The sequence below is a fragment of the Amycolatopsis sp. lyj-23 genome (genome assembly GCF_046549135.1).
Classification (GTDB): Bacteria; Actinomycetota; Actinomycetes; order Mycobacteriales; family Pseudonocardiaceae; genus Amycolatopsis.
This window is the reverse complement of the sequence record NZ_JAJPWN010000018.1, coordinates 205,008-228,108: the sequence shown is the minus strand read 5'-3', so window position 1 is coordinate 228,108 and position 23,101 is coordinate 205,008. Positions and strand designations below refer to the sequence as shown.

At 71.5% G+C, this 23,101-nt stretch carries 24 protein-coding genes and 2 tRNA genes; 12 read left to right on the top strand and 14 right to left on the bottom strand.

All coding sequences use genetic code 11. The features are described from left to right. Positions 1-37 precede the first annotated feature (37 nt). The 6 genes from ACLJPY_RS38215 (at position 38) to ACLJPY_RS38190 (ending at position 5,119) form a co-directional block, all read left to right on the top strand. A complete protein-coding gene (locus tag ACLJPY_RS38215) occupies positions 38-781 on the top strand; it encodes a PP2C family protein-serine/threonine phosphatase (RefSeq protein WP_410595868.1) in 744 nt (247 codons plus the stop codon). 44 nt (positions 782-825) lie between these two features. Further along, positions 826-910 (top strand) — tRNA-Ser (locus ACLJPY_RS38210). Positions 911-1,437: 527 nt separating this feature from the next. Beyond that, positions 1,438-1,698, top strand: a complete 261-nt coding sequence (locus ACLJPY_RS38205; RefSeq protein ID WP_003056176.1) for a hypothetical protein — start codon at positions 1,438-1,440, stop codon at positions 1,696-1,698. Between the two features lie 5 nt (positions 1,699-1,703). Next, on the top strand, positions 1,704-1,949 hold the full coding sequence (locus ACLJPY_RS38200) for a hypothetical protein (RefSeq protein ID WP_003056173.1): 246 nt from the start codon (positions 1,704-1,706) through the stop codon (positions 1,947-1,949). A gap of 36 nt (positions 1,950-1,985) precedes the next feature. Further along, entirely contained in the window at positions 1,986-4,715 is a 2,730-nt protein-coding gene (locus ACLJPY_RS38195) for an FtsK/SpoIIIE domain-containing protein (RefSeq protein WP_410595867.1), read from the top strand. After that, positions 4,712-5,119 carry a hypothetical protein gene (locus ACLJPY_RS38190; protein ID WP_410595866.1) on the top strand — a complete coding sequence of 136 codons (408 nt, stop codon included), beginning with the start codon at positions 4,712-4,714 and terminating at the stop codon, positions 5,117-5,119. The genes ACLJPY_RS38195 and ACLJPY_RS38190 overlap by 4 nt, the downstream gene beginning before the upstream one ends. Before the next feature lie 24 nt (positions 5,120-5,143). On the opposite strand, the gene ACLJPY_RS38185 is transcribed toward ACLJPY_RS38190, so the two are convergent. The 6 genes from ACLJPY_RS38185 to ACLJPY_RS38160 form a co-directional block, all read right to left on the bottom strand. Beyond that, positions 5,144-5,542 carry a YbaB/EbfC family nucleoid-associated protein gene (locus ACLJPY_RS38185; protein ID WP_410595865.1) on the bottom strand — a complete coding sequence of 133 codons (399 nt, stop codon included), beginning with the start codon at positions 5,540-5,542 and terminating at the stop codon, positions 5,144-5,146. Next, positions 5,539-5,868: a hypothetical protein gene (locus ACLJPY_RS38180; RefSeq protein WP_410595864.1), complete on the bottom strand. Its 330-nt coding sequence runs from the start codon at positions 5,866-5,868 to the stop codon at positions 5,539-5,541. The genes ACLJPY_RS38185 and ACLJPY_RS38180 overlap by 4 nt, the downstream gene beginning before the upstream one ends. Then, the gene (locus ACLJPY_RS38175) at positions 5,865-6,440 is read right to left on the bottom strand and encodes a hypothetical protein (protein WP_410595863.1); all 576 of its coding nucleotides are present in this window, start codon (positions 6,438-6,440) and stop codon (positions 5,865-5,867) included. The genes ACLJPY_RS38180 and ACLJPY_RS38175 overlap by 4 nt, the downstream gene beginning before the upstream one ends. Beyond that, complete coding sequence (locus tag ACLJPY_RS38170) at positions 6,440-7,642, bottom strand: hypothetical protein (protein WP_410595862.1); 1,203 nt, start codon at positions 7,640-7,642, stop codon at positions 6,440-6,442. Before ACLJPY_RS38170 ends, ACLJPY_RS38175 begins: the two co-directional genes overlap by 1 nt. After that, the gene (locus ACLJPY_RS38165) at positions 7,639-8,292 is read right to left on the bottom strand and encodes a hypothetical protein (RefSeq protein WP_410595861.1); all 654 of its coding nucleotides are present in this window, start codon (positions 8,290-8,292) and stop codon (positions 7,639-7,641) included. Before ACLJPY_RS38165 ends, ACLJPY_RS38170 begins: the two co-directional genes overlap by 4 nt. Positions 8,293-8,429: 137 nt before the next feature. Continuing rightward, positions 8,430-10,889 carry an endonuclease/exonuclease/phosphatase family protein gene (locus ACLJPY_RS38160; RefSeq protein ID WP_410595860.1) on the bottom strand — a complete coding sequence of 820 codons (2,460 nt, stop codon included), beginning with the start codon at positions 10,887-10,889 and terminating at the stop codon, positions 8,430-8,432. 126 nt (positions 10,890-11,015) lie between these two features. Between ACLJPY_RS38160 and ACLJPY_RS38155 the strand changes: the two genes are divergently transcribed. After that, positions 11,016-11,954 (top strand): CapA family protein, encoded by a 939-nt coding sequence (locus tag ACLJPY_RS38155; RefSeq protein ID WP_410595859.1) that lies wholly within the window; start codon positions 11,016-11,018, stop codon positions 11,952-11,954. Between the two features lie 291 nt (positions 11,955-12,245). Here the strand turns inward: ACLJPY_RS38155 and ACLJPY_RS38150 are convergent, their stop codons facing one another. Together ACLJPY_RS38150 and ACLJPY_RS38145 are read right to left on the bottom strand one after the other, a co-directional pair. Beyond that, positions 12,246-12,692 (bottom strand): limonene-1,2-epoxide hydrolase family protein, encoded by a 447-nt coding sequence (locus ACLJPY_RS38150; RefSeq protein ID WP_410595858.1) that lies wholly within the window; start codon positions 12,690-12,692, stop codon positions 12,246-12,248. A gap of 16 nt (positions 12,693-12,708) precedes the next feature. Further along, the gene (locus ACLJPY_RS38145) at positions 12,709-13,629 is read right to left on the bottom strand and encodes a TauD/TfdA dioxygenase family protein (protein WP_410595857.1); all 921 of its coding nucleotides are present in this window, start codon (positions 13,627-13,629) and stop codon (positions 12,709-12,711) included. Between the two features lie 309 nt (positions 13,630-13,938). On the opposite strand from ACLJPY_RS38145, the gene ACLJPY_RS38140 reads away from it, so the two are divergent. Both ACLJPY_RS38140 and ACLJPY_RS38135 read left to right on the top strand, forming a co-directional pair. Further along, complete coding sequence (locus ACLJPY_RS38140) at positions 13,939-14,313, top strand: hypothetical protein (protein WP_410595856.1); 375 nt, start codon at positions 13,939-13,941, stop codon at positions 14,311-14,313. After that, positions 14,310-14,882, top strand: coding sequence for a hypothetical protein (locus ACLJPY_RS38135; protein ID WP_410595855.1), 573 nt, complete (start codon positions 14,310-14,312; stop codon positions 14,880-14,882). Before ACLJPY_RS38140 ends, ACLJPY_RS38135 begins: the two co-directional genes overlap by 4 nt. Here ACLJPY_RS38135 and ACLJPY_RS38130 read toward each other — a convergent pair. From ACLJPY_RS38130 to ACLJPY_RS38115, 4 genes are all read right to left on the bottom strand, one after another. Continuing rightward, positions 14,875-15,657 carry an NAD(P)H-binding protein gene (locus ACLJPY_RS38130; protein WP_410595854.1) on the bottom strand — a complete coding sequence of 261 codons (783 nt, stop codon included), beginning with the start codon at positions 15,655-15,657 and terminating at the stop codon, positions 14,875-14,877. The genes ACLJPY_RS38135 and ACLJPY_RS38130 overlap by 8 nt on opposite strands. Before the next feature lie 289 nt (positions 15,658-15,946). After that, positions 15,947-16,034, bottom strand: a tRNA-Ser gene (locus ACLJPY_RS38125). Between the two features lie 66 nt (positions 16,035-16,100). Further along, a complete protein-coding gene (locus ACLJPY_RS38120; RefSeq protein WP_410595853.1) occupies positions 16,101-16,529 on the bottom strand; it encodes a nucleoside deaminase in 429 nt (142 codons plus the stop codon). Positions 16,530-16,552: 23 nt separating this feature from the next. Next, positions 16,553-17,035: a tRNA adenosine deaminase-associated protein gene (locus tag ACLJPY_RS38115; protein ID WP_410563516.1), complete on the bottom strand. Its 483-nt coding sequence runs from the start codon at positions 17,033-17,035 to the stop codon at positions 16,553-16,555. Positions 17,036-17,112: 77 nt separating this feature from the next. On the opposite strand from ACLJPY_RS38115, the gene ACLJPY_RS38110 reads away from it, so the two are divergent. Next, complete coding sequence (locus tag ACLJPY_RS38110) at positions 17,113-18,378, top strand: M20 metallopeptidase family protein (protein ID WP_410595852.1); 1,266 nt, start codon at positions 17,113-17,115, stop codon at positions 18,376-18,378. Here the strand turns inward: ACLJPY_RS38110 and ACLJPY_RS38105 are convergent. Next, entirely contained in the window at positions 18,339-20,288 is a 1,950-nt protein-coding gene (locus ACLJPY_RS38105; protein ID WP_410595851.1) for a phosphocholine-specific phospholipase C, read from the bottom strand. The two genes, ACLJPY_RS38110 and ACLJPY_RS38105, sit on opposite strands and share 40 nt — an antisense overlap. Before the next feature lie 86 nt (positions 20,289-20,374). Between ACLJPY_RS38105 and ACLJPY_RS38100 the strand changes: the two genes are divergently transcribed. Beyond that, positions 20,375-20,842 carry a heme-degrading domain-containing protein gene (locus ACLJPY_RS38100; protein ID WP_410595850.1) on the top strand — a complete coding sequence of 156 codons (468 nt, stop codon included), beginning with the start codon at positions 20,375-20,377 and terminating at the stop codon, positions 20,840-20,842. A gap of 126 nt (positions 20,843-20,968) precedes the next feature. Next, positions 20,969-22,177 carry a threonine--tRNA ligase gene (gene thrS / locus ACLJPY_RS38095; protein WP_410595849.1) on the top strand — a complete coding sequence of 403 codons (1,209 nt, stop codon included), beginning with the start codon at positions 20,969-20,971 and terminating at the stop codon, positions 22,175-22,177. Here the strand turns inward: thrS and ACLJPY_RS38090 are convergent. Next, positions 22,164-23,006 (bottom strand): MerR family transcriptional regulator, encoded by an 843-nt coding sequence (locus tag ACLJPY_RS38090; RefSeq protein WP_410595848.1) that lies wholly within the window; start codon positions 23,004-23,006, stop codon positions 22,164-22,166. The genes thrS and ACLJPY_RS38090 overlap by 14 nt on opposite strands. Positions 23,007-23,101: the final 95 nt, after the last annotated feature.

Genomic DNA, 23,101 nt, shown 5'->3' with positions numbered 1-23,101 from the left:
GCTTGTGAACTCAGTCAACCAATGCTTTCATGGGGGCATGACACACGATCGGTACGTCCTGCGGTACGCCGCGGGGTCGGACGTCGGCAAGCGTCGCCGGGTCAACGAAGATTCGGTGTACGCGAGTTCCCGCCTGCTCGCCGTCGCCGACGGCATCGGCGGCCAGCCGCACGGCGAGGTCGCCAGCGCGACGGCGGTCGACGTGCTGCGCGAACTCGAAGTCGACCTCCGGCGGATCGATCTGGCGAACGTGGACCTGGCCGCGACCCTGGCCGGCGTGGTCAAGTCGATCGACGAGCGGCTGCACGAAGTGGCTTCGCAGGAGCCGTCGACCGAAGGCATGGGCACGACGTTGACGGCCCTGCTCTTCGACGGTGCGGAGTTCGCGGCGGCCCACATCGGCGACTCCCGCGGCTACCTCCTGCGCGACGGCGGCCTGCGCCGCCTGACCCGCGACCACACGCTGGTGCAGGCCCTGGTCGAGGACGGCCGCGTCGCCGCGGAGGACGCCGAGTCGCACCCCCGGCGGTCACTGCTGATGAAAGCGCTGCAGACGGCGGGTTCGGGCGACCCCGACATCTGGACGTTCAAGGCGGAGCCCGGCGACCGCTACCTGCTCTGTTCGGACGGCCTGAGCGGCCCGGTCACCGAAGCGACCCTGCGCGACGTCCTGGCGGCCGGCGCGGAACCGGCCGAGGTGATCCCGGAACTGATCCGCCTGGCCAACGAAGGCGGCGGCCCGGACAACATCACGTGCGTGGTCGCCGACGTCACGGCCTGACCCACCTTCGGGGGCGCCGGAGGTCATCCGGTAGAGTCTCCGGCGGAGGATTGGCCGAGCGGCCTAAGGCGCACGCTTGGAAAGCGTGTTGGGTTCACGCCCTCGCAGGTTCGAATCCTGTATCCTCCGCGCTTGGAACGGACGAGACGCCGGGCCGCCTTCGGGTTGCCCGGCGTTTCGTCGTCTTCCTCCCCTTCGCCCTCCGGTCCGCCGTCGCCGGCGTGACCCACCGTCGGTGTGAGCGGGACACGGTTGTGCGGCGCTTTTGGCCCACTCGAACATGAAATGCGTTCGATGCTGCGGAATTCTTTGCCTGTACGGGGAGTTACGAACAGGGCTGACCGAAGGCGGTTACTCCGGTCGCGCTAGTCTCACCAGCACCTCGCCCGCCCCCTGTCGAGAAAGGCCAGTAGTGGCACGAAAACCGCTCTGACCTGGGGTAGCGCTGGCCGGCGACTTCAGTGTGCGGTACTGGTGCCGGGACAACCCCCGCACAGACCGTGATTGCCTCGGCCCCGGACGTTCCCACGTCCGGGGCCTTGCTGATTACGGGCCCGCGGTCACTCGGCAAAGTCTGATGATCACGCTGAGTCGCTGGATCTGTTTCAATGGAAACCGTCCCCGTACGACACCAGATTTCGAGGAGTAGAGGCCCGATGGCCGGAGTCGAAGAGATCCGCGCTGGCATCGCGCTCGCCAACGAGAAGGCGTCCGCGAGCATCGCCGCCCTGCAGCAGGCAGCGCAGTCTCTCGAAGAAGCCCAGCAGTCGCTCGCACAGGCGACTCAAGGGAGCAGCCAGCACGAAGTGAGCCAGGCGCACGGACTCCTGGCGGAAGCCCTGCAAGGCATCAACGGGTTGCAGAGCACCGTCCAAGCAAGCATTTCCTCCGCCGACTCCTACTCGGCGCGTCTGTAAGCCGGATGACGCTCGCCGAACTCCACCAGCTGCTCACCGCTGCCGTGACCGGGCTCGCCGACGCGCGCGCCCACTCCGAACGGGCCACAAGCCTGCTCGGAGAAGCCCGGCAAGCTCTCGTGGATGCCCAGGCCAAGGCCGATCCCTGGCTTCCTTCGCAGTACGCACAGGCCGGCGAGGGGCTGGACCAGCTCCTCGTCCGCCTGCACGCCGCCGAGGATCTGGTGAGCGGATACCGGTCGCGCCTGTAATCCTTCTAGGGGACCACCTTTTTCTTGGGGACGCCGATGGCCAACAAGTCAGCCGAGCAACGCAACCGCGTCGAAACCGCACTCGACCGGGTCCGCCATCAGATCGGACTGGTGCTGGGCGCGGCGGCCGGGGCGCGCCAAGCCGCGGAAGCCGACCTCGCCAAGCTGCAGCTGGAGCAGGACATCGTCAAGGTCGGCATGAACCACGCCAGTGCCGAGCAGCAGAACGAGTGGTCCCGCCACCCCGCCGCGCACGAAGTGTTCGCCGCGCTCGGCAGCGTGCGAAGCGCTTTCTACACCGACTGGAGCCAGGGGCCCGCCACGCTGCGGGAACTGGTCGCGCAGAACGCTCCCGGCCCCGCCGGGCTGCCGCCGGGCGACTGGCTCGGGACGGTCGGGCACAACGCGGGGCTGACGTCGCCGGGGCTGTGGCGCGTCGGCTCGACCACCGCCGCCGGGGGCGACGCGACCCGCACGTTCGACGTCGCCGTCCCGTTGCTCGACGAGTCGCACCTGGCGATCACGTCGGCGCCGAAGACCCGGCCGGTGATCGACGGCATCGTGCAGAACCTGCTGGTCCGCGTGCTGTCGACGTTCGAGCCCGGCGCGGTGCGCGTGCACCTGTGGGACATCGGGCAGCTGACCGCGATCCTGCCCGACCTGTACCCGCTCAGCCACACCAGCGCGCTTTCGCTGTACGACCCCGGCCGGCTGGAGGACCTCCTCGACGAGCTGGCCGGCCACATCCGGCGCATCCACGCCAGCTGCATGTCCGCCGGGTACACGTCGTTGCGGGAGATGCGGAAGAAGACCGGGCAGCGCGGCGAGCCGTACCGCGTCGTCGTGCTGTACGGCAACGGCGAAACCCTGGAGCCCGAACGAGCCCGCGACCTCAAGCGCGTCGCGAGTGGTGCCCTGGCCGCCGGCATCTGCCTGATCATGGTCGACGTGCCGACGGCGGTCAGCGCGCCGGTCGAAACGCTGAGCCTGCTCGACGACCGGCACGCGATCAGCAGCATGACCGGCAGCGACCTGGTCGTCGACCTCGACCCCGCGATGCCGTCCGCGCAGGTCATCCGAGCCGTCGACAAGATCGCCAAGGCGCTGATCGCCAAGCAGGGCGGGCCGCGCTCGTTCGACGACCTGCTGCCCGCGGAGCTGGGCCGGGAAAGTTCCGCGCGGGAACTGCGCGGCCCCGTCGGGTTCTACGAGGGCGAGCCGGTCGAGGTCGTGATCGGCGACGCGAGCCCGCACGCCCTGATCGGCGGCCCGTCCGGTTCGGGCAAGACGAACTTCCTGTACGCGCTGCTCGGCAGCCTCGCCGCCCGTTATGACCCGGGTGAGCTGGCGCTGTACCTGCTGGACTTCAAGGAAGGCGTCTCGTTCGCAGGGCTGGCGCCGGGCCGCAAGGACGCGAGCTGGCTGCCGCACGCGCGGCTGGTCGGCGTCAACGTCAACACCGACCGCGAGTTCGGCCTGGCGTTGCTGCGGTTCCTGGCCGACGAACTGCGCCGCCGGTCCGCGGCCGCGAAGGAACACGAGGTCACCAACCTCGCCGACCTCCGCGAAGCCGACCCGGGCGGGCACTGGCCGCGGATCGTCGCGGTGATCGACGAGTTCCAGTACCTGTTCGCGGGCCGCGACCAGGTCACCAACACCGCGACGCAGCTGCTGGAGGACATCGCGCGGCGCGGCCGGTCCCAGGGCATCCACATGGTGCTGGCCAGCCAGGACGTCGCCGGCATCGAGGCGTTCTGGGGCAAGCCGGCGGTGTTCGAGCAGTGCACGCTGCGGATCGCGATGCCGAAGGCGCGGCGCGTGCTGGCCGAGACGAACAACGCGGCGGTGTCGGCGCCGAAGTGGCACGCGGTGGTCAACCACGACTCCGGTGTCGCGCACGGCAACCAGCTGGCCCACATCCCGGACGCGAGCAGCAAGAACGTGTTCGTCCGGCTGCAGCACCGGCTGTGGGAGGCGTACGCGGGCCACTTCCCGCGGCCGCGCCTGTTCGACGGCGCGCATTCGCCGATCCTGGAACAGTTCCCGGCCTACGTGGACCTGAAGCCGAACTCGAAGCCGCGGGCCCTGCTCGGCCAGTCGATCGACGTGACGGAGACGGCGTGCGGCGTCGACCTGCCGCGCGCGCCGGGACGCAACGTCGCGGTCCTCGGCTCGGCGACCGCCGAAGCGCTGTCCATCATGGACTCGGCGGCGCGGTCGCTGTCCCGGCAGTACGAATCCGGCGAGGTCGAGTTCGTACTGAACTGCCCGATCGAGTCGTGCGCCGACGCGGCGATGGAGCTGGCTTCGCGGTTGCGGGCGGATGGCCACGCGGCAACGCTGGTCGACGACCTGACCGGCGTCCTCGAGTCGATGACCGGCTCGATGTCCGGCGGCGCGAAGGTGCTGCTGCTGTACGGCGTCGACGCGGCGCTGCCCGCGTTGGAGGCCAAGGCGGTCGGCCAGCTCAAGAGCGGTCTCGACCACCTGCGCGTGGTGCTCAAGCAGGGGCCGGGCCACGGCGTGCACACGATCGGCTGGTGGCGCAGCATCGCCCGGCTCAAGGACACGCTGGGTTTCGCCGGCACCGACGACATCGGCACGTGGGCGGCGCTCGACGTCCAGGGCAACGAGCTGTCGCCGTTCGCGGCGGGCCAGGTCGTGCACTGGTCGCCGCGGCCGGGCCGCGCGCTGTTCTTCGACCGCACCACCCACGGTGCGCCCGAAGTGATCATCCCGTTCCAGCGTCCGGAGAACGCGCAATGACCGACGACGGCGCCACCGCGGCCATGCGGTACAAGGAGATCATCGCCCTCTCCCGCGGTTCGGCGGAGAACCTGCGCGAGTGGGAACTGGCGCGCGCCGAAGCCCTCGAAAAGGAGATCGAGGCCGCGACGGCCGCCATCGAGGTGGCGGTCGAGCGCGAGACGCGGGCAGCCGAGCGCGCAACGCGCTGGTGGAAGATGGCGCTGCACAACATCCAGGGCCTGACGTGGCTGCCCCCGGGCGACGACCCGCGCTTGGTCCCCACCGCGCGCGCGGCTTACCTCGAGCGGTACCTCGAGGAGGTCAAGCCGAGTTACCAGGAGCTGGTGCAGGCGGTTCTGGCGCTGGGGTGGCGGGCCAAGCGGGCGGCGGCCAAGCGGGGAGAGCAGCCGCCGCCGGTCTAGCCTGTTCAGCGCTGTTCAGCCGGTTCAGACGTCGAAGACGGTGTCGTAGGGGGCATCGTCGTCCGCTGGGGCCGGCCGGGGTGGCCGGGGTGCTGCCTGCCGGGGTCGCTCTGGTGGCCGAGGTGGCGGGGCTTGCGGAGGCGGCGCGGCCGCGGGCCGTACTCCCGCGGCTTCCCGAACGGCCGCGGTGATGGTCCGGCTCAGGGTGACCGCGTCGAACCGCATTGCTTCGGGCGCGAGCCGGACCTCGCTGATCACGCCGCCGGGCGCGGCCAGCACCGTGACGGACCGATCCGGCGAGACGACGGCCGTGAGGTCGCTCGCGGCGATCCCGGCCAAGCGGCGCTGGTTCTCGGCCTTGCGGTCTTCGATCTGCTTGAGCTGCCAGCGCAGTTCCTCGATCAGCTGGGCGTTGTCGGTCATGCGAGTCTGCCCGGCTGGTACGGCGTGTACACGAACTCGTAGTACTTCCCGACCCGGTGGTCGATCAGGGAGTAGCCCCGGCTGTACGCGACCCGGAGCAGGTCCTGCTGGGACAGGCCGATCTCCACCTTCCGGATGTACACCTGGTTCCGGCCGTCGAGCTGCGCGGCCAACCGCGCCATCTGCTTCTCGGGCGATTTCGCCGAACGGCGTACGCGGACGATCGTCAACGTCAGGCCGGCTGCGACCACGATCTCCACCAGGACGAAGAAGGCCACCCGCAGGCCCGGCGACTCGGCCGAACCGGCCGCCATGGTGCTGATCACGAGGTCTTCCCGCTTCGGAGGCTCCAAGCCACCTTCGCCGTCGCCTCGGCCACCGCGGGCCAGGCGTCCTCGGACTCCGCGACGACCGAGAGGATCACCACGGACCGCCCGTCCGGGAGCGGGATCTGGTACTCCGCCTTGATCTGGGTGCGGACGTCCCGTTCGGGCAGGTGGAACTCACCACCGCTGATGGCGACGACGGCCGGGCCGATCGGAAGCCGCACCGGCTGCACCACCGCCCGCTTGTGCCGGCCGCGGTAGTCCTCGGCCATGGCCGCGACCAAGGCGTCCCGGCTGCCCGGGGCGGCATCCGGCCACTGCGCCACACCGAGCGTCAGGGTGGCGACGTCACCCTTCCGCGGGCCGACGGCGAACTTGCCGAACACCCGGATGCCGTTGGCCTGCATGGTCGGCACCAGGGCCATCAGGTAGCTGCCGAACTCCTCGACCGACTTCCCGGCACCGGCCGCCAAGTTGTCGGCGACGGTCCAAGCGTGGCTGCGGTTCATCCGGTCGTCGCTGCCCACGGGCAGGCCCGAGAACCCGGGCGGGAGGTCGATTTGCAGAGGCATCAGTTCCACACCTCGTCTTCCGCCCGCTGACGCCGGCGGCCGGGCGCGTTGTCGGCCTGTATCCCGGCGTCGGCCGCGTTGCTCACCGCCACCCCCATCCACGGCAAGGGTCCGGCCACGATCGACGAACCGGAGACCGCCCACTGGCCGGCGTCCTTCGGCACCCAGTAGTTCTTGAAGTCGTCCAGCGGGCTCTCGAAGGTGTCGCCGCCGAGGACTTCGCCGAGTTCCTGCTCGCGGAGCAGGCCGTAGGTCGCTCCTTTGACCGCCCAGTCGGGGACGCCCGGTACGAGGCCGACCAGCGTGGTCGCCACCCCGGCCGCGTCGAAGACCAGGGTTTCGGGCGCCACATCGGCTCCCGCGGCGGCGGCCACCGCGTGCCCGGACAACGCGGCGACCCCGAGCTCGCCGCCGACCGCGCCGACGATCAGCCCGGCCGGTTCCGGCAGGAAGTCGCCCACCACGCCGAGGGCGTTCCCGACGTCCCCGGTCACGTCGGAGAGTTTCGAGATCAGCTCGGCGTGGTCCTGCACGAAGTTCCAGGCGGAGTCGACCCCGTCGGCGAGGGTGTTCGACAAGTCGGCAAGGGCACCCCCGACGGCATCGCCCAGCTGATCGAGCAGGTCCGGCTGGTCCGGCGCCAGTTCCTTCGCCTTCCGCAGCTGGTCGGCGACCCCGGCCGCGGCGTCCGTGTGCTCCTGCTGGAGCTGTTTCGCCGCGTCTTGGACGTTCTGGCAGCCGTCGATGGCGGCCTGGAGCTGCCGGCCGGCGTTGTCCAGGAGGCGCTGGGCGAGCTGCAGGGACGGCTGGTCCGGGAACGTCCGGTCGGCCAGCGCGAGATCCGGGTTCGCACGGGCCTGTTCGGCCGCCTTGGCCGCGGCGGCCGCGCGGGCTTCCAGTTCGGCTGCGCGCTTCTGCAGATCACCGAGGCGGTGCGCCCAGCCTTCGAGCGCATCGGCGGCCCGGCTCATCGACTTGGCGGCACCGTCGAGGTAGTCCGGCAGGGGACCGATCCGGCGGGCGAAGGCTTCACTGGCCTCGCCCTGCCAGACGCCCTGCTTCCGGACGATCCGCCGGAGCGAATCGTCGGCCGCGGCGAGATCGCCGCCCACGGCGCGGTACTTGCCGCCCAGGTCGGTGACGCCGTCGAGATCGCCGGGCGCGGGATCGAAGCCCAGTGCGGGGAAGTCGCGGGCGCTCACCGGCCGAGGCCGTTCAGGAGGTCGGTGATGCCCCCGGCGGGGCCACCGCCGACGGACCCGCGAGGTTCAGCCGATCGGTCGACACCGCCCGGCCCATCACCAGCCGGCCCACCACCGCCCGGCCCACCACCGGCCGACCCGGCGTCCGCCGGCTCACCACCGGCCGACCCACCACCGGCCAGCCCACCACCGGCCAGCCCACCACCGGCCGACCCGGCGCCCGTCGGCTCACCGATCCCCGGAACTCCACCGGTGTAGCCCCCACCAGGAGGCCCAGCCGACCCCAGCCCACCGATCCCCGGCACCCCGCCGGTGTACCCACCGCCGACTGGCTCCTCTCCGGCCCCCAGCACAGCCGACCCGTACCTCCCCAGTTCGTCACTGAACTGCGCCTCGATCTGCTCGTACTTCGCCTTCGCCGCCTTCAGCCGCTCCGTCACCTCCGAAGCCGCGTCACCGAGCCGGCCGATCCCGTAGCCCCAGGCCTCCTCGAACTCGACGCCCGCCTTGCCCAGCTCCGCCGTCCCCAGCGAACCGAACGCCCCACCGCCGCCGAGTTTCTTGTTGGCCTCGGTCATCCTGGCCGCCGCCGTGTCGAGGTCGCCGATGAGCTTGCCCAGCTCGTCGACCTTCACCGCGTACCCGTCCACACACCCTCCCCTTGTGGTCCCATCACACCGTAAGACGGCCGTCGACGCTCCGCGGTTTCGTCGTCACCCGAAGGTGTCACCACCAAAAAAGCCACCTCCGGGCGAGATGCCCGGAGGTGGCTCGACAGCAATAAGCTTTAGAAGATCTGGTCCAGCCAATCGAGGAAGTCGTAGAGCGCGTCCTCGATCGGGTTGCCCGCGCCCGGCCGGAACCGGATCACCTGCGGGTCGTGGTCGCTGGCCTGGTCGGCGAACTCCGCGTTGATGTGGACGACGTCGTAGTCGACCCCGCGCGGCGCCTTCGACGCCAGGATGTGGTCCAGCACCTGGGACTGGCCCTCGAAGACGTAGCTGTACCGCTCGGCTTCGGGCACCGACGCAATCAGGTCCTTCAGCGCGCCACCCGCGGTGAGCGTCTGGACCGCCGGCGAGAACGGGTAGTCGTTGAGGTCACCGGCCACGATGATGTTCGCGCTGCGGTCGGCCGCCAGCACCGAATCCACGAACCCGCGCAGCACCGTCGCCTGCTTCGCCCGCTGCACCTCGGAACTGCGCGCCGGCGGCTGGAACCGGCCGTGCGTCGGCTGGTCGCCGCCCTTGGAGTTGAAGTGGTTGGCGATGACGAACACCGTGCGGCCCTTGAAGACGAACTCGCCCGCCAGCGGCTTGCGGCTCGTCGTCCAGGCTTCGTTCGTCGGGTCGACCCGGCCCGGCGACGCCGTCAGGTGCGCCTTGCCGTGCTCGCGGACGACGCCGACCGCGGCCGTCGACGTCCCACCCGGACGATCCACAAAGGACACGCGCGCCGGGTTGAACAGGAACGCCACGCGGATGTTGCCGCCCGGCTGGCCGCCGTCGGCGTCGTTCACCGGGTCGATCTCGCGCCACTGGTAGCGCGGGCCGCCCTTGGCGACGATGGCGTCGGTGAACTTCTGCAGCGTCTGGTCGGCCGCGACGGTGCCGTCGTCGGTCGCGCCCGTGTTGTCCTGGATCTCTTCCAGGTTCACGATGTCCGGCGTCGCCAGGTGCGTCACGATCGCCTCGCCGAGCCGGTCGTACTTCGCCTGCGGGTCGCTCGGCGCCAGGTTTTCGACGTTGTACGTCGCCACCGCGAGCTCGCCGGTCCGCTGCTTGCGCGTGGTTTCGCCCTGCAGCCCGTTGTCCTTTTCGGTCCCGAGCACGCTGGCGAACAGCGTGTAGCCGCCGAAGTTGCTGTACTCGACCGGCCCGGAGGTGGTGCCGGTCAGCACGTCACCGACGTTGAGCTTCGGGAACGGCCGCTCGGCGAACGGGATCAGCGACGAAACCTTCATGACGCCGCTGTTGAGCTGGTCGTACCCCAGGTAGACGCTGCCGCCGCGCACGGACCGGTGCTGGTCCGGCTTCGACGTCACGTACAGCTCGTTGAACGTGTTCGTCGGGCCGACGACGCGCGCATCGCTGATCGAGACGATCTCGCTCTCGTGCGCCTCCCAGAAGTCGAGCGCGTACTTCGACGGCTCGAGGGTGAGCGGCTCGATGTTCCCGCCGGGCGAAGGCGCGTACGTCGTCGGCACGGTGTCCGGGTTGAGCACAGTCGGCGCCGGCAGCGCGTTCCCCTGCGAATCGACCGTCCACTTCGCACTGCTCAGCTCGGTGAGCGACTGGTAGTTCGACGTCGCCGGCGCGTCCGGGTAGAACTCGCGGACGGTGCCGGTCGCGGTCACCGCGTCGCCGACCGCGACGGCCGGGCTCGTCGAACCGGTGAAGACGAACAGACCCTCGCTGGTGCGCGGGTCGTTGTCCGGATTCGGGTCGGTGATCCAGAAACCGCGCGAAGAGCCGAACGTCCGGGTCGCGGTGACGACTCCGGTGACGCCGGAGACCTTCTGGTCCTTGAAGGGCGAAATGCGCGTGGTGCCCTGGATGTCGTGGACCTTCGCCGGGGTCGGCGCCGGGCCGGTGTCCCCGCCGGTCGACTCGCCCGCGGTGTTGGTCGGGGTCGGCTCGCCGGCGGTGAAGTCGGCGGCGTTGTCGTCGGTGTCGGCCAGTGCCGTGCCGCGGGCGACGGACGTCGTGTTCGACGGCGTCGCGGCCGGGTTGCCCTCGCGCACGGTCGCCGCGCCGAAGCCGACGAGGTCCTTGATCCGCGCGTCGGCCGCACAGTCGGCGGCGGTTTTGCAGGTCAGCGCGGTGGTGCCGGAGACGAGGGCGACCGTGCCGGCGGTGGCCGACATCGCGATCGCGCCGGTCGCGTCCGGCGTGGGCAGCGCGACGGTGCCGCCGGCGCCCTTGCCCTCGGCGACGAGGTAGCGGCCGCCCGGCGCGACGCTGCCGGCCAGCGGCGTCACCTGCCAGGTGCTCGACGGGCTCGCCGAGCCGGGCAGGTACTGGACGCTGAAGCCGGCCAGGCTCTCGGCGGCCGCGCCGCGGTTGGCGAGCTCGACGAAGTCGTTGGTGAGCGTCGCCCCGGAGTTGCCACCGCCGCCGTAGACCTCGGCGATGACCGCGTCGGCGCTGGGTGTCGCGAGCGCGGCCGGTGCGGCCACACCGCCGAGCACCAGGCCCGAGGCGACGGCCACCGTGAAGGCGGCCTTGGATCTGTGGGTCTTGGTCACCCTGAGTCCCCTTTGTGCTTGAACAGTCGTGGCATAGTCCCCCGAAGAAGTGAGGAGGAGGAAGACAAAGGTGCAACGATTCGTAACAACTACTTTCGTCGTCACTCACTCGGCAGAGCAGGTTTCGTGATCACGCTCGTCCTCGGCGGAGACGTCACCGTGCCCGCCCGCACCCTCCTCCCGGCCGCGTTCGCCCGGCTGAACCCGCTGCTCGAAGGCGCCGACGTCCGCTTCGCGAACCTCGAGGGACCGATCGACGCGGCGGCGGCCGGAGCACTGCAGTCGACCGGCATCGACGTCGTCGCGATCGCCAACGACGCGCCCCAGCCCCCGGCCGCCGCGATGGCGACCCTCGGCGTGCTCGACCACGCCGGGATCGCGCACTGCGGCGCGGGTGCCGACCTCGACGCCGCGCACGCGCCAGCGGTCCTCGAGCGGTCCGGCGGGCAGGTCGCCTTCCTCGCGTACACCTCGCTCCGCTCGCCCGCCCAGGTCGCGCAGCCGGACGCTCCGGGCGTCGCGCAAGCGTTTGCGACTACGGCTTACCAGCCCGATCCCCGCGTCGGGGAGATCCCGGGCCGTCCGCCGCTCGTCCGGACGGCGCCGGTTCCCGAGCACCTCGACCGGCTCGTCGCCGACATCCAGCGGGCCAAGGGCGCCCATGACCACGTCGTCGTCTCGATGCACTGGGGCCTGCCGGGGGCCGAGCTCACCGAGTACCAGGTCACCTACGGCCGCGCGGCGATCGACGCCGGCGCCGACCTGGTCGCCGGGCACGGGTCGCACACCATCCAGGCCGTCGAGGTGTACCGCGGCCGTCCGATCCTCTACGGGCTCGGCAACCTCGTCTCCGACCGCCCGGACGGCCTCCTGGCCGGGTGCATGCTCGGCGACGAGCCGCGGCTCGAGCTCATCCCGGTGCGGCGGAACGCGGACGGCGAGTGCGAGCCCCTCGCCGGGGACGAGGCCGACGTGGTGCTGCGCTACGTCGCGGAGGTCTCCGCCGCGCGGTCGGCGAAGGTGACCGTCCAGAGCGGAATCGCATCGATAGCCGTTGGCGCGTAACGGATCGCGCCGGTTCTGTGACAGCCGGACACGACCCTGTCACCCATCCGGCGCATCTGCCTTAAATGAAGGTCAAGGGCCGGAACAACCTGCGTGAAGCGGCGGTACGGTCTGCGTGAGCCGCCGGAAAAGTGGCAGAGACCACTCCCCGACAGCTCGCTGTCGGCACGACACGGGGGGAGGGAGAACGATCATGTGGGGGCTGATTGTTCTCAGCTGCGTGTTCGTGCTGGTGCTGGGGATAGCCGCGGTCGTGGACCTTCGGGACCACGACCGCGGCGAGCACCGGGTCTAGCGCACCGCCTGCCGCGACCTGTACCGGCCGAGCAGCGTCCGCGCGCCGGCCAGCGCCACCCGCCCGGCGCCCTTCGCGCTCGCCGCCAGCACCGTCGTCCAGTCGAAGTAGTCGCGCCAGAGCACGATGCGGCCCGCCTCGACCTCGAACGTGCCGCACACCCAGAACTCCGCTTCCCACGCGCCGCGGCGCAGCACGTCGGTGCGTTCGGTGAGCACGACGTTGCCGTCCACGGCGATGTGGTGGGTCCGCGCCTCGAACCCGGAGCCGTACTTGGCCATGACGCGCAGCTGCTTCTCGACCGCCGCGACGCCGCGGGCGGGCGGCAACGGCACGTTCTGGTACACGATGTCGCTCGCCACGAACGTCAGCGCGCGGTCGACGTCGAGGGCTTCGAGGGCCTGGAGGAAACCGGTCACCACTGCCCGGGGTTCATCGGTCATGACCCCAGGCTAGAGCTCAGAACGGCCGGTCGCCCGCGATGGCGACGCGCTCGGCGATCCGGACGTGCGGGTGGTAGTCGTTGACCGCGTAGTGCTGGGTCGCGCGGTTGTCCCAGAACGCGACCGAATCCGGCCGCCAGCTGAACCGGACCTGGAATTCGGGCGTGTGAGCCTGCAGGAACAGGTACCGCAGCAGCCGGTCGCTCTCGGCCCGGTCCAGTCCGACGACGTGCGTGGTGAACGCCTGGTTGACGAAGAGGGTGCGCCGTCCGGTCTCCGGGTGCGTCCGGACCACCGGGTGCACCACCGGCGGGAAGCGGTCCTGCCAGCGCGCCAGCAGCGCGGGATCGGAGAACCGGTCGAAGCCGGGGAGGTAGTCGTGCACCGCGGTGAGCCCGTCGATGCGGGCGCGGACGTCTTCGGGCAGGTTGTCGTAGGCGGCGGCCATGTCGGCCCATATCGTGTCGCCGCCGACGGGCGGCACCTCGATCAGCCGCAGCACCGAGCCGAGCGCCGGGTCGGGCCGCCACGTGACGTCGGTGTGCCAGATGTTCTCGTAACCGGGCATGGCCGCGGTGCGCTCGAAGCGCGTGACGGCGTCGTCGTCGCCCTTCGGGATGAACGGGTTCGTCTCCAGCTCGCCCCAGTTCGCGGCGAAGGCCCGCTGCTGCGCCGAGGTGATCCGCTGGTCGCGGAAGAAGAGGACCTTCCACTCGAGCAGGGCGTGGTTGAGCTCTTCGCGCAGGTCAGCGCCCACCGGCGCGCCCAGGTCGACGCCGTCGACCTCCGCGCCGATCACCCGGCCCAGCGGGCGGAGGGTGAACAGCTCGTGCTGCTTCCGCTGCGGTTCCCGGAGGATCCGGGGGCCTTCGACGATGCCATCCGCGGGCGCAACGGCCTCGCGCAGCTGAATCCGGGCAGGCAGATCTACGGACATGGTTGTGCTCCAAGGGTTTTCGGGAATCGGGACGCCGGGTTCGCCTCAGGCGGGCGGCGAACCCAGGCGGCCGCGGCGCAGCAGGAGCTCCACGACGCCCTCCCCGATCGACCGCGCGAAGGCCCGGATCGGCGTGCTTTCCGAGGTGGCGGGCATGTGTCCATGGTCGCTTTCTTCCCGATGCGCGGTCAAGCCGTCCACTTGGTGGAACGCCGCCAACGCCGCAGGTCACCGCGATGCGGGCGGTTCGGGAGCATGAGGCAAGATCTTCCCCGATCGGGTGAGCGCCCTTGACGACGGAGGTCCCCCATGCCGGAAGGCAGAGGCTCGCGGATCGGCAGTGACAACCCGGAGCTTCGCCCCGGGGCCGGGGGCTTCGCCACCCGGAACCCCCCGAAGAGTTCCGACCGGCTCCGTGCCGGAGCCGACCTGCTTGACCAGGCGGCCGCCGCCGATGACAAAGCGGCGGGGCGGTTCGCGGAAGCCCGCGTCGACTCGACGCCGTTCGGCATCTCGCCGCAGGCACGCGAACTCGCGGCGCGCTGGACGGCGGCGCTGGCGGCGCGCGAGGCGGACGCGCGCGTCCTCGGCGACGCGACGTCCGACCTGGCGGGCCGGCTGCGCATGGCCGCGGTGAGCACCCGGAGCACCGGGTTCCGGGGGCGGTTAGCGGTGGCACCGTGACCGCTGAGGTCTTCGAGCACCCGGCACTGTCGTCGGCCGCGGCGCAGCTGTCCTCGTTGCGCGCGGCGGCCGGCCGGCTCGGCGTCCCCGACCCGGTGGCGGCCCTGCGGCACCTCGACTGCTCCCCGGCGTCGATCCGCACGTCCGCCTCAGCGGTCGACACCGGAGCGCTCGGGGTGACTTCGGCGCAGACGGAGTTCCGCGCCGGCGTCGAGCGCGCCGAAAACGGCGGCAGCGCGGAGACTTTCGGCACCTGGGCGGACACAGTGGACAGTCAGTACGCCGCGGCGGCCCGCGCGGCCGCGGCGACGGCGGCGCTGGGAGCCCGCATCGCCGACCGGCTGGACGAACTGGCGGAAGCCGCGGCCGCGGAGGTCTGCGCCCTCGCCGCGGCCGCGGCGGACCCGGTGTCGGCGGTGCTGGCGGGCGACCGCTCGGCCGAGGTGGTGAGCGAGGTCGGCGCCGCGTGCACGGCGGTGGTCCGGGCCGTGTCCGCGAAGACCGCCTCCCTGTCGTCGCTGGTGGCCGAACTGGAACCGTTGACGACCCCCGCGGTCGAACTTAGCTGAAGTGCTCGCGGGCCCACTCCGCGAAGGGCCGCGCGGGATGCCCGGTGACGCGGGCGACGTCCGGTGACACGGGTTCCGGCGCCTCGACGAGCGACGCCCAATAATCCACGGCCGCGGCCGCGAATTCCGCACCCAGGTAGGCGCTCATCTGCGCTTTCGCCTCTTCCGGCGGCTGTTCTTCCCACGTGACGGGCCTGCCGAGCGCGTCCCCGATGAGCCGCGCTTGTTCCGCCTGCGCCACGGGTTCCGGACCGGTGACGAGGTAGCTCTGTCCTTTGTGGTCTCCGGTGAGCGCCTTGACGGCCACGTCGGCGACGTCACGCTCGTGGACGACCGACCGCTTCGCCTGCCCGTAGGGTGCCCGGACGACGCCGGTCCGGGCTTTCTCCGCCCAGGCGAGGGCGTTGGTGGCGAGGCCGGTGACGCGGAGGAAGGTCCAGTCGCCGGTGACCTTCCGCACGGCGGCTTCGACGTCTCCCCAGACGCCGCCGTGTTCGGCCGACATGGCGGAGAGGTAGACGATCTTCTTGCCTTCGAAGGGTTTCAGAGCCTTCTCGATACCGTCGGAGGTGACGAAGGGCCAGAGGAGGTAGACGGCATCGACCCCTCCGGCGGCTTCAGCGGTGTCGGTGATATCGCCCTGGACGACGTCGACGCCGTCCGGCGCTTTGGCCCGGTCCCGGACGAGGACTCTCGGGCGGACGCCGGCCGCCTGCAGGCCGGCGACGACGTGCCGTCCGGTGTGGCCGGTGGCCCCGGTGACGAGAACGGTCATGGTGCACTCCTGGTGATCAGCTTGTGCCGACCACGCTCACACCTCAAGAGCCCTTCAAGTCAAGCGAACGGCGTCCAACGCCGGAAACCCCGGCCAGCTGGGCTGACCGGGGGTTTCCGGATGAGCGGAAGTACGGGAATGCCTTCGAACCCGGCACCCCGCCGAGGTGACCACTGTCGGGGGTCCGGGGGCGAAGCCCTCCGGGCGGGGTCTGGGGGTTGCACCCCCAGAAACACGGCGAGCGAGGTACGTCGACGCTTTCCGTCGACATACCTCGCCCACTCGCGAGCGGTGGCGGTGGGATTTGAACCCACGGACGGGGATTAGCCGTCACACGATTTCGAGTCGTGCTCCTTCGGCCGCTCGGACACGCCACCGCGAAGAACAATACCGGAACCCTCCGGCGCCCCGAAGCAGGGGTCGCCGTCACTGCTTCGAGCAGGTCAGCGGCGGGTGGCGAAGTACGTCTCCAGGACCGCCGCGCAGTCGTCCACCAGGACGCCGCCGTGGACCTCCGGGCGGTGGTTGAGCCGCCGGTCGCGGACCACGTCCCACAGGGACCCCACCGCGCCCGTCTTCGGCTCCCACGCGCCGAACACCAGCCGCGCGATGCGGGCCAGGACCAGCGCGCCCGCGCACATCGTGCACGGCTCCAGCGTCACCGCCAGCGTGCAGCCTTCGAGCCGCCAGCCGTCGCCCACCACGCGGGCCGCCGCGCGCAGGGCGAGGATCTCCGCGTGCGCTGTCGGGTCGCCCAGTTCCGTGCGGGCGTTGCGGGCCGCGGCCAGCGGGACGCCGTCCGGGCCGAACACCACCGCGCCGATCGGCACGTCCGCGCCGGGCGCGCGCGCCGCCTCCAGCGCCGCCTCCACGGCCTCGGTGTCGGACGGGCGTCTCAGAGCTCGTCCAGGAGCTTGGCGAACTCGCTGCCGAACCCGCAGCGCTGCGCCACCATCTGCAGCTGCTCGTCCGGGTACAGGTCGACCTCGCCGACGATGACCTCCAGCTCCGGCCCGGGCAGCCCGAGATCCGCCAGGATCTCCAGGTCGCCTTCGGGCCAGACGGCGTCGTCCTCCTCGTCCGGCGGGTCGACGCGCAGGACGTCGAGGACGTCCGCGGCGATGTCGTAGTCCAGCGCCGCCGCCGCGTCCGAGAGCAGCAACGACGGCCCCCGCGGGCTCGGCCGGACGATGACGAAGAACTCGTCGTCGACCGCCAGCAGCCCGAAGCTCGCGCCGGTGGAGCGTAGTTTGCCCAGTTCAGTGATCGCTGCGTCCAGCTCGGTCAGCGCCCCCGGGTCGAGCGCACTGCACCGCCACCGACCGTCTTCCCGGACCACAGCCACCGCGAAGCCCGTGACCGGCTCATCCACCGCCATGCGCACACCGTATTCCGCCCGTCGATCCGGCGCACGCACGGTGCGCCCGAACCGCCGCATGGGGCACTATCGGGACCATGACCGGCCCCACTGACCTGCCCACCTTGCCCGGCACGCCGTTCGCCGGGCTCCTCGACGACGCGCGGGCGCTGCAAGGCCGCACGGTCGCCCTCCGGCGGGCGGTGCACCGCCACCCGGAACAGGGCCTCCACCTGCCGCGCACGCAGGCGGCGATCCGGGAGGCCCTCGACGGCCTGCCGCTGGAGATCACCGAAGGCAAGGCCACGACGTCGCTGACGGCCGTCCTGCGTGGCGGGCAGCCCGGCCCCGCGGTGCTGCTGCGCGGCGACATGGACGCGCTGCCGCTGACCGAGGAGACCGGCCTCGACTTCGCGTCGGAGGACCCGGAGTCGATGCACGCGTGCGGGCACGACACGCACGTGGCGATGCTGGCTTCGGCCGCGCGGCTGCTCGCCGAGCGCCGGGACCGGCTGGCAGGGTCGGTCGTGTTCATGTTCCAGCCCGGCGAGGAGGGGCACCACGGTGCCCGGTTCATGATCCACGAGGGCGTCCTCGACGCGGCGGGCACGCGGGTCGAGCGCGCGTTCGGCGTGCACATCCTCGCCAACGCACCCAGCGGGCTGCTGCAGCTGCGGCCCGGCCCGCTGATGGCGTCGGCGGATTCGTTCCACGTGCGCGTCACCGGCAAGGGCGGCCACGGCTCGGCGCCGCAGCACACGATCGACCCGGTGCCGGCCGCCGCGGCCATGGTCGGGGCGCTGCACACGATGATCACGCGCCGGGTCAGCGTGTTCGACCCCGCGGTGCTCTCGGTGACCCGGATCCAGGCCGGCACGACGTCCAACATCATCCCGGAGACCGCCGAGCTCGAAGGCACGATCCGCACGCTGTCGGAGCACACGCGCGCGCTGGTCCGCGCCGAGCTGCCCAAGGTGTGCGAGCAGGTCGGCGCGGCCTACGGCTGCCGCGTGGTCGCCGACGTCGAACCGGGCTACCCGGTGACGGTCAACGACGACCGGATCGCGGCCGAGGTGCTGCGGCTGGGCGCGGAGGTGCTCGGGCCGGACAACGTCGAGCTGCTCGCCGACCCGCTGATGGGCGCCGAGGACTTTTCGTACGTGCTGCAACGCGTTCCCGGCGCCTACGCGTTCCTCGGCGCGTGCCCGCCCGGGGTGGACCCGGCCGAAGCGGCCGCGAACCACTCCAACCGGGTGCTCTTCGACGAGGGCGCGATGCCCCACGGCGTCGCGATGCTCGCGGCCTTCGCGCTCGACGCCCTGCGTCAGGGGCCGGTCCGCGACGGGCGCCCGTCCTCGAGGTGACCGGCGAAGCGGCGACGCCACCCCGGCGCCTCGAACGTGACGTCGTACCAGCCGTTGCGCGTCGGCACCGGGAAGTCGTGCGCGCTGCCCGGCGGGAGCGTGACGTCGTTCAGCGTGACCGGTGACGGCCCGCTGTTGGTCACCTCGACGCTCAGGGCGGGCGTTCCGGCGAACGTGACGACGGCGTCGAGCCCCAGGCCGCCGGAGGCCTCGACGACGAACCCGTTCGGGCCGTGGATGGCGACGTCGTAGGTCCCGCCGTGCGCGACTTCGCCGGTCAGCTCGCTCTTCGGGCCGACGTCGAAGCGCTGCGACGTCCCGCCTGCGTGGTAGGCGTACGCGGCCAGCTGCAGCGCTTGCGTTCCGTGGTTGGCCAGGTGCAGCTTCAGCACGTTCGGCTCGGCGGCGACCCACGCGACCGGCTGGTACGGCAGCGGCCGCGCCTTCGCCGTGCCGGGGTCCTGCACCAGCGCGTCCGGCCCCAGCCCCGGCTTCGGCAGCCGTCTCTGCGTCCGGTCGGCTTCGGCGCGCAACGCGTTGGCGTCCGGCAGCAGCGGGATGGTCGTGTCGGGGGCGCGGAAGTCGAAACAGCTGGTCAGGTCGCCGCAGATGGCCCGGCGCCAGGCCGAGATGTTCGGCTCGCGCACGCCGGTCCAGGTCTCGAGGAACCGCAGCACCGACGTGTGGTCGAAGACCTGCGAGTTCACCCAGCCGCCGCGGCTCCACGGCGAAACGACGGTCATCGGCACGCGCGGCCCCAGTCCGATCGGGACGGGCGGCCCTGATGCGTTGCCCTTTTCCGGGCGGTGGCCCGGCAGGTACTCGCCGGGCGTGCCGGGCGGCGGGGTCGGCGGGACGACGTGGTCGAAGAACCCGTCGTTTTCGTCGTAGTTGACGAAGACGACGGTCGATTCCCACAGGTCCGGCTCGTCCCACAGGGCCTTCAGCATGCGCTGGACGTAGGCGGCGCCGTCGACCGGCCGCGCCGCCGGGTGCTCGCAGTAGCCGTACGGCGCCACGACCCACGAGACGGCGGGCAGCGTGCCGGCCGCGCAGTCGGCGAGGAAGCCGGCCAGCACGTGGTCGAGGTCCTTGCCCTTGCCCGAGTCGGGCGCGAACTGCTTGCGGAGGTTCGCGCGCTCGGCCAGCCGGCGTTTCAGCGGGTCCATCGAGTACAGCGCGTCGTGGAAGTTCTGGAACAGCCAGAGCGGGTTGTCGCCGTAGTCGCCGACGAAGTGCTCGGGGACGCCGCGCTCCTCGTCGTTCGCGTAGACCCGCCACGAGATGCCCGCCGCTTCGAGCCGCTCCGGGTACGTCGTCCAGCGGAACGAGGGCTGGTAGTCCGGCGCGTTGTGCGTCGCGGGGCCGCCGGCGAGGCCGTCGGGGTCGATCGTGCCGGTCCAGTGGTAGAGCCGGTTCGGGTGCGTCGGGCCCTGGATGGAGCAGAAGTAGTTGTCGCACAGGGTGAACGCGCTCGCCAGCGCGTGCTGGAACGGGATGTCTTCGCGCGTGAAGTACCCCATCGTCATGGGGCTTTTCGCCGCGATCCAGCGGTCGTACGCGCCGCCGTTCCACGCGCGGTGGGTGCTGTTCCAGTCGTGCGGCAGCTCGCCGAGGTCCTGCCCGTCCACAACGGACGTGTCGATCCGGAACGGCAGCACCGGGCCGCCCTTGTCGCCGCGCTGGCGGAAGACGTCCCGCAGGGCCGCGCGGTCGCCGAAGCCGCGGACGCCCGCCATCGTGCCGTAGTAGTGGTCGAACGACCGGTTTTCCTGCATGAGGACGACGACGTGGCGGACGTCGTCGATCGTGCCCTTCCGCGGCACGGGGGCGCAGGCCACCGGCAGCGTGCCGGCGACGGTGGCCGCGGCCGCGCCGCCGAGCACCGTGCGACGACGGATCCGGCCCATGCCCCACCTCCTCGTCTGTTCTACGGACGCGGTGGACCTCCAGTTCACCACTGGTGATTACACAACAGTGTTGATTTAATACTTCCATGACCGAAACCGACCGCCTCGCCCAGCTCGCCGAGCAGGAGGAACGCCTCCAGTTCACGAAGTTCGACAACGAGACCGCCCTCGCCCTCGGCCAGCAGCTGCTGACGGCGGCCCGGGAACGCGGGCTGCCGGTGACGATCTCGGTCCGGCGCAACGGCCAGCGGCTCTTCCACGCCGCGTTGCCCGGGACGTCGGCCGACAACGACGCCTGGATCGACCGCAAGAGCCGCGTCGTCGACCGCTACGGGCACAGCTCCTTCCTGATCGGAACGCGGTTCCGCGCGAAGGGCGGCTCGTTCGAGGAGCACTCCCGCCTCGACCTGGACCTGTACGCGGCCCACGGCGGCGTCTTCCCGGTGCTGGTGCGCGGCGTCGGTCCGGTCGGCACGGTCGGGGTGTCCGGGCTGCCGCAGGCCGACGACCACGCGTTCGTCGTCGAGCAGCTGGAGCTGTTCCTCAACGCCTGAAAACGGCTGGCGGGCGCTGCTACCGTCGGTTCCATGAAGCGCGCTGGACAGACGACGACGCCGGAGAGTGTCCCGGCGCGCTGAACGACGTTTCGAGCCCGGGGCGGGTGCCCCGGGCTTCGTCTTGTGGCCTCCCGCTCCGCCGTCCACAGGGAGTCCACCATGCACGACCACCGCAAGCTCGGCCGCGAACTCGGCCTGTTCGGCACCGACCCGCTGATCGGCGCCGGCCTGCCCTACTGGCTGCCCGACGGCGCGATCGTCCGCCACGGCCTGGAGGAGTACGTCCGGGACCTCGAACGGCGGGCCGGGTACCGGCACGTCCATTCGCCGGTGCTGGGCAAACGCGAGCTGTACGAGATTTCCGGCCACTGGTCGCTCTACCGCGACGACATGTACCCGCCGATGGACGTCGGCGGCGAGCAGCTCGTGCTGCGGCCCAGCCTGTGCCCGCACCACGCGCTGATCTACCGCTCGAGCGGCCGCAGTTACCGCGAGCTGCCGCTGCGGCTCGCCGAAATCGGCGGGATGTACCGCAGTGAGCTGTCCGGGGTCCTCGGCGGCCTGAGCCGCGTGCGGGCGATCCAGCTCAACGACGCGCACGTGTTCTGCACCCTCGACCAGGTCGAAGCCGAGGCCGCCGCCGCGCTGGCGCTGATCCGCCGGACCTACGACGCGCTCGGCATCCACCCGGCGCGCTACCGGCTCTCCCTGCCCGGTCCCGGCGGGAAGTACGTGTCCGGGAACTGGGACGCCGCCGTGGCCATCCTCCGGTCGGTCCTCGGCGACCTCCCGTACGACGCCGTCGAGGGCGAAGCGGCGTTCTACGGGCCGAAGATCGACGTCCAGATCGCCGACGGCGCCGGCCGCGAATCGACCCTGTCCACCGTCCAGGTCGACTTCCACCAGCCCGCGCAGTTCGGCCTCGAGTACGTCGGCGCCGACGGCGCGAAGCACCGGCCGGTCATGGTGCACCGGAGCATCATCGGCAGCGTCGAGCGCGCGGTGGCCCAGCTGATCGAGGTCCACGGCGGCGCGTTCCCGGCCTGGCTGGCGCCGGTGCAGCTCCGGCTGCTGCCGGTGTCCGCCGCGCAGTTGCCGTACGCGCGGGAAGTCCTGGACCGGTGCGGCGGTCTGCGAGCCGAGATCGCCTCGGAAGGCAGCCTCGGCGCGCGGATCCGGGACGGGCGGCTGGTGCCGTACCAGGCCGTCCTCGGGCCGCAGGAGGTCGCCGCGGGTCAGCTCTCCGTGCGGTTGCGCGACGGCCGCCGTCTCGACGCCCAACCGGCAGAGGACGCGCTGGCCTCGATCCGGGAGGCGGTCAAGCTGCCATGACCTCGGCCAGCCAGTCGAAGGTGGGAGCCAGGCTTTCCGGTGCCGCCCAGCCGTTGATCACCCCCAATAGCTCCAGATAGCGCTCGCGACGCGGGTCGTTGACGGCGTGGAGCCAGTCCCGGAGTTCTCCGGGATCACGCCCCAGGCCGTCGACGATCGCCTTCGCCGCCGGCGACTTCGGCAGGATCCCGGCCACGACGGCCGGGGTGACGGCGTCCCGCACCTCGGCCGCCAGGTCTCGACGCAAACCGGCTTCGTGACCGTCCGCGAGCCGGCGCAGGTTGGCGCGGAAGTCCGCGTCCCGCATCAGGGCGGCCAGCTCGATCCACGCCTCGGCCTGCTCGGGGCTGGGGTCCTCGGGCAGCTCCGGGGTCAGGGTGCGGGCGAGCCCGGCCAGCTCGGGACGATCACCCAAGGCGTCGGCGAGGAAGTCGCCGACCAGGCACTGCCGTTCCACTTCGGACAGCAGGGCCCGCTGGTGCGCGAGGCCGGCCTCCTCGGGGCGTGCGCCTCGGTCCGCCACGGCGTTCAGCACTGCACTGCGCCGGCGCAGCACGCCGATCTGCACCTGCACCGCCGCCGCGTGCTCGGCCGCGACCTCGGCGACGGTGGTCTCGCCGTCGATCACGCGCCGGATCGTGGCGAGGTCGACGCCGAGGTCGCGGAGGACCCGGATGACGTCGAGCCGGGCGAGCGCGGCGTCGTCGTAACGGCGCTGGCCCGCGGTGTTGCGCCCGGACGGCGGCACGAGGCCGCGATCCGAGTAGAAACGGACAGCCTTGACCGTCAGCCCGGTCCGGTGGGCGAGTTCGCCGATCGAATACCGCATGCCGCCAGCTTGGCAGCTCCCCTCGGGGGAGGCGCAAGACCTGCGGTTTCGCTCGATCGTGTCGATCATGCGTTCGACTTTTCGCGGTAGAGTCG